The following is a 4,836-nucleotide window of genomic DNA, read 5'->3' as shown; positions in this document are numbered from 1 at the left end:
TTTTATACCAACGATCATTTTTTATGATTCCGAAAGTACCTTCCGCTTGAATGGATCTGTTCATTCTAAGGAGTGCTCCCTGGATGCTTTCAAGATTATTTATAACCTCCTGATGCATAGCGGTCAGTGCTTCGTTTATTCTTATGGTTCTGTTTTTATCTGTCTTCTTGCACTTTGCTGCATAGGGACATCCGCTGCAGTCTTCTCACTGATAGACTTCTTCCTGTCGGCCATACTGGTTTCCTTTTACATGCTGCCTGTATAGAAAGTTGAAGCTCTTCCCATTAGGACAACGCATTTTCCCATCATCACCGATCTCAAAATTAACAGCTCTGAATGGATCGTTGTGATATTTCTTATCGGTCGTCTCCTTTTTAAACATTGTGAACTTCATGTACTTTTCCATGCCTTTTTGCTCGCAAAAGATATAATTATTGAACGAGCCATATCCAGCATCAGCCACAGGATATTTTGGATAAAAGCCATATGTTTCATAATACTTATTCATCAACGGTATGAAGCAGACCATGTCATATCTGTATTGATTAACATCAACAACTGCTATGTCTTCATCAGCTACACCAATCTGAACGTTGTATGCGGGAAGAAGCTGGTCGTTTCCCATGTAGTCTGTCTTTATTCTCATGAATGTAGCGGAAGGATCTGTCTTTGAATAGCTGTTCCTGTTTTCTCCGCAGATGCTGATTTTTGTGACATATTCATTGAGTTTTGTTGTGTACTCTACAAGTTTTTCATACTGTCGCTGCTGGACAGTTTTCCTATGACCTTTCCCTGAAACAAAAGCAGAAATATCAAGTTTCCATATCTCGGAAAAACGTTCTGTTATCTGATTCATATACTCAGGCATGTACTCTGTATTAGTCTCAATCTTGATTCCACTCCACTGAAGATCGTTGTTGATTTCTTGCAGTAATTCAGTAATCTTTTCAAAAAGACGGTAACGGGATTTTTCCGTTGCCTTCTTCCATACCCAAGTATATTTGTTAGCATTAGCTTCAAACTTCGAACCATCAATGTAAAGATGATTCAGGTCAACTTTATGCCTGCTGAATATTTCCTGATTAATATCATTGAAAATATCCTCTATTGAATCCTGTAACACATCGTTTATGAAATAGCTGAAGGTTCTGTAAGAAGGAGTTTCTCTGTCCATAAGATACATAAATCGAATGTTAACCCTACAGTTTTCTTGAAGTCCTCTTAGTGAAATATATCCTTCACTCATAAAGCCGAATAGTACGGTTTTCAGCATTTTGACTGGATTATATCTGATTCTGCCAAGCTTATGCTCTGGCACATTTTTCAGATACTTCTCAAGATTCATACCTCCTATGAGTTCGTCAAAAGTAAAAACCGGATCACAGATATCCAAACAATCTGAAATAAAAAATGGTAAAACGCCCTGATTTATAGTATTATAAGAATTGGTTTGATTGTTCATGGTAATATTTTACCATGAAAAAAGAGAAGTAATTGGCTATTTCCAGCTATTACTTCTCTTTTTTTCATGGACTGATTATTTCACAGCCCCTTTTTAACGCCCAGCCCCTCAGGCATCCGCACAGAAATGTTTGTTTTCGTCTGTGGTGTGATTTTCTAAAACTCATTAAGCATCAAATGCCTCATTTCGACGTTGCTCAGAGAAATCGGCATTTGATGCTTTCTTCGTTTTGAAAATCAACATCCTCGTCCGAGAACTGCACATTTCTGTACAGACACCTGCGGGGCTGGGCTGTCAGTAAACACCTTCACATAACACAAAAACCGGACTTCGAAAAGCCCGGTTTTTGCTGTAAAATATGTTTATGCGACTAAACAAAATCCTACAAGGAGATTATACGGTACTCTATTTTTGGCAAAAGTAAACATACTTACTTCTAAAATCCATAATTTATGGCATGCAAAAGGGGCCTCGCCCAGATGATTTAATCATCTAAAGCGACAGCCCCACTTTTTTGCACTTTCGGATACATGATGGTAAGAATTTTTATTTTGTCTTTACACTCATGGTTTTACTCCAATTAGAATAAACTTTCTTTTTATTTTTAATTTTATAGGTGCGAATTCTTACATAGTATTTTTTGGTGGACTTAAGCTTTTTAACTGTTTTGGATGTCGTTTTGCTTTTTTTGATATTAAGAGTCTTTACATCCTTTTTGAACTTCTTATCAAGGCTATATTGTATTTCGTAGCCTTTTGTACCTTGTGTTACCTTTTTCCATTTGATGGTAATGGATTTTTTTTCTGCAGACAGTTTGGATATTTTACTTGTTTTTAAACTGCTATCGATTATCTGTGTAGTAGTATCATCAGCAGTTGTTTTTGTATCCTTCTGTTCATGATCAGGAGTGGTTTCCTGATTATCGTCAGCTGTATCGGCATTACTTTCTATCATATTCCAGCGGGCGCATAGAGTAATCGTTGGATTCGCCTTTGCAGTCTCTTTAGACAAATTAATTGATGAGCCGTCACTACAGCTGTTTTCATACATTGAACCCGATAAAGTGTATGTCCATCCATCAAATACACAGTTTTCTTTGGTAAATGAATTTTTAGGAAGTATAGTATCCTGATCCGATTCAGCGATTATTGCATTCATATTGCCGCTAGTCGCACCATTTCCATTAAATTCAATTGTATACTTTACTACTGATGATTCCAGATATTTATTAAGCCAGGGAGTGTTTCTAAAGCTATTTTCAAGCTCGGATTTAGAAAACTTATCTGAAATTGTTACATATTCAAGCATAGTGCAATTATAAAATGCATCCTTTCCTATAGATGAAACTGAGGAAGGGATTGCTACTTCTGTAAGGCTGCTGCATCTTGAAAAAGCTTCTTCACCAATAGATAAAACTGAGTCAGAAATTGATACGTTTTTTAGAGCAGTGCAGTCTTTAAATGCTAGCAACTCTATACAAGTAACGGATTTAGGAATATATATATCAGTAAGGCTTGTACATCCTCTAAAACTAAATGCACCAATGTTTGTAAGAGAATTAGGAAGTGTAACACTTCTAAGACTAGTACAGTCCTTAAATAAACTCGGATAAATTGTTGTAACCGAATTTGGAATCGTTATGGTTACAAGAGAACGGCATCCTTCAAATGCAGATCCATCAATAGTAGTAACAGAATCTGGGATTATTATAGACGTAAGATTACTACAGTTCTGAAAAGCACTTCCACCAATATGTGTAACAGAATTTGGTATTGTTACATTTGTAAGATTGCTACATCCATAAAACGCACATCCCTTAATAGTTGTAACAGAATTAGGGATAGTTATACTTGTAAGCTTACCGCAGTCTTCAAATAATTTTCCAGTAATCGATGTAATAGAATTAGATAGTGTAACTCTGGAAAGGCTACTACAGTGCCAAAATACACATTCTCCAATATATTTGACAGAATCAGGGATTGTTATGCTTGTAAGGCTGCTGCATCCCAAAAATGTGTTATCCGCAATTTGTATAACAGAATCAGGGATTGCTATACTTGTAAGGCTGCTGCAGTTTTGAAAAGCAGAACACCCAATATATGTAACAGAATTTGGTATTGTTATGCTGGTAAGACTGCTGCATCCACCAAAAGTATTACTTTCAATGGTGGTAACTAAATTAGAAAGCGTTACACTTCTAATCTTGCTGCAATCCTGAAAAGCACTTCCACCAATATATGTAACAGAATTTGGAATTGATAAATTTAAAAGACTGCTACATTTATAAAATGCAGTTCCTCCAATATATGTAACAGAATCAGGAATCGTTATGCTTGTAAGTTTCGTACATCCAGAAAATGCGCTATCTCCAATATAGGTAAGAGAATCAGGGAGCGTTATGTTTGTAAGGCTCGTACATTCATCAAATGCATTATTACCAATACATGTAACAGAATCAGGGATTGTTACGCTTGTTAGATTGCTGCATCCATCAAATGCGTGACTCTCAATAGAAGTAAATAAACCGGTAATAGTTACACTTTTTATTCTTCCAGCATATTTTTCATAATTATAATGAATCGATGGCATATCTCCCCAACCTTCGATTTTCAGGGAACCATCATCATACAAATTCCATGTGGCACTACCAAATATAGAGGGAGCACTAGTCCCACCATCAACATAAGCTGCTGCCTTAGCATCTTTTTTTATGACTAATAAAGCAAGCAATACCATCAAAATACATGATTGCGAAACAATTCTTTTCTTATTCATTTTAACTAACACCCTTCAATAGAAACAAAAACGGGACTTAAGCAAATGCGTATCTTTTAATTCATATCACAAATTTGCGTCAAATGTCAAGAATAATCTGGATTATGACTTCGCCCGGATTATGGAAAATAGTTTACCACTTACAGCTGGATATGGCTCGTTCAATAATTATATCTTTTGCGAGCAAAAAGGCATGGAAAAGTACATGAAGTTCACAATGTTTAAAAAGGAGACGACCGATAAGAAATATCACAACGATCCATTCAGAGCTGTTAATTTTGAGATCGGTGATGATGGGAAAATGCGTTGTCCTAATGGGAAGAGCTTCAACTTTCTATACAGGCAGCATGTAAAAGGAAACCAGTATGGCCGACAGGAAGAAGTCTATCAGTGTGAAGACTGCAGCGGATGTCCCTATGCAGCAAAGTGCAAGAAGACAGATAAAAACAGAACCATAAGAATAAACGAAGAACTGACCGCTATGCATCAGGAGGTTATAAATAATCTTGAAAGCATCCAGGGAGCACTCCTTAGAATGAACAGATCCATTCAAGCGGAAGGTACTTTCGGAATCATAAAAAATGATCGTTGGTATAAAA

Annotated in this window: 1 protein-coding gene and 2 pseudogenes; 1 reads left to right on the top strand and 2 read right to left on the bottom strand. The window is 36.4% G+C overall.

The window, feature by feature from the left end:
* Both G596_RS23195 and G596_RS24255 read right to left on the bottom strand, forming a co-directional pair.
* Positions 1–1,462: pseudogene (locus G596_RS23195) on the bottom strand (transposase); the annotation flags it as partial.
* A 546-nt stretch (positions 1,463–2,008) separates the two neighbouring features.
* Positions 2,009–4,237, bottom strand: coding sequence for a fibronectin type III domain-containing protein (locus tag G596_RS24255; RefSeq protein WP_022763561.1), 2,229 nt, complete (start codon positions 4,235–4,237; stop codon positions 2,009–2,011).
* 145 nt (positions 4,238–4,382) lie between these two features.
* Between G596_RS24255 and G596_RS23185 the strand changes: the two are divergent.
* Positions 4,383–4,836 (top strand): annotated as a pseudogene (locus tag G596_RS23185) (transposase); the annotation flags it as partial.

This window comes from Butyrivibrio sp. AD3002 (genome assembly GCF_000420905.1).
Classification (GTDB): Bacteria; Bacillota; Clostridia; order Lachnospirales; family Lachnospiraceae; genus Butyrivibrio.
This window is presented reverse-complemented; position numbering and strand designations above follow the sequence as displayed.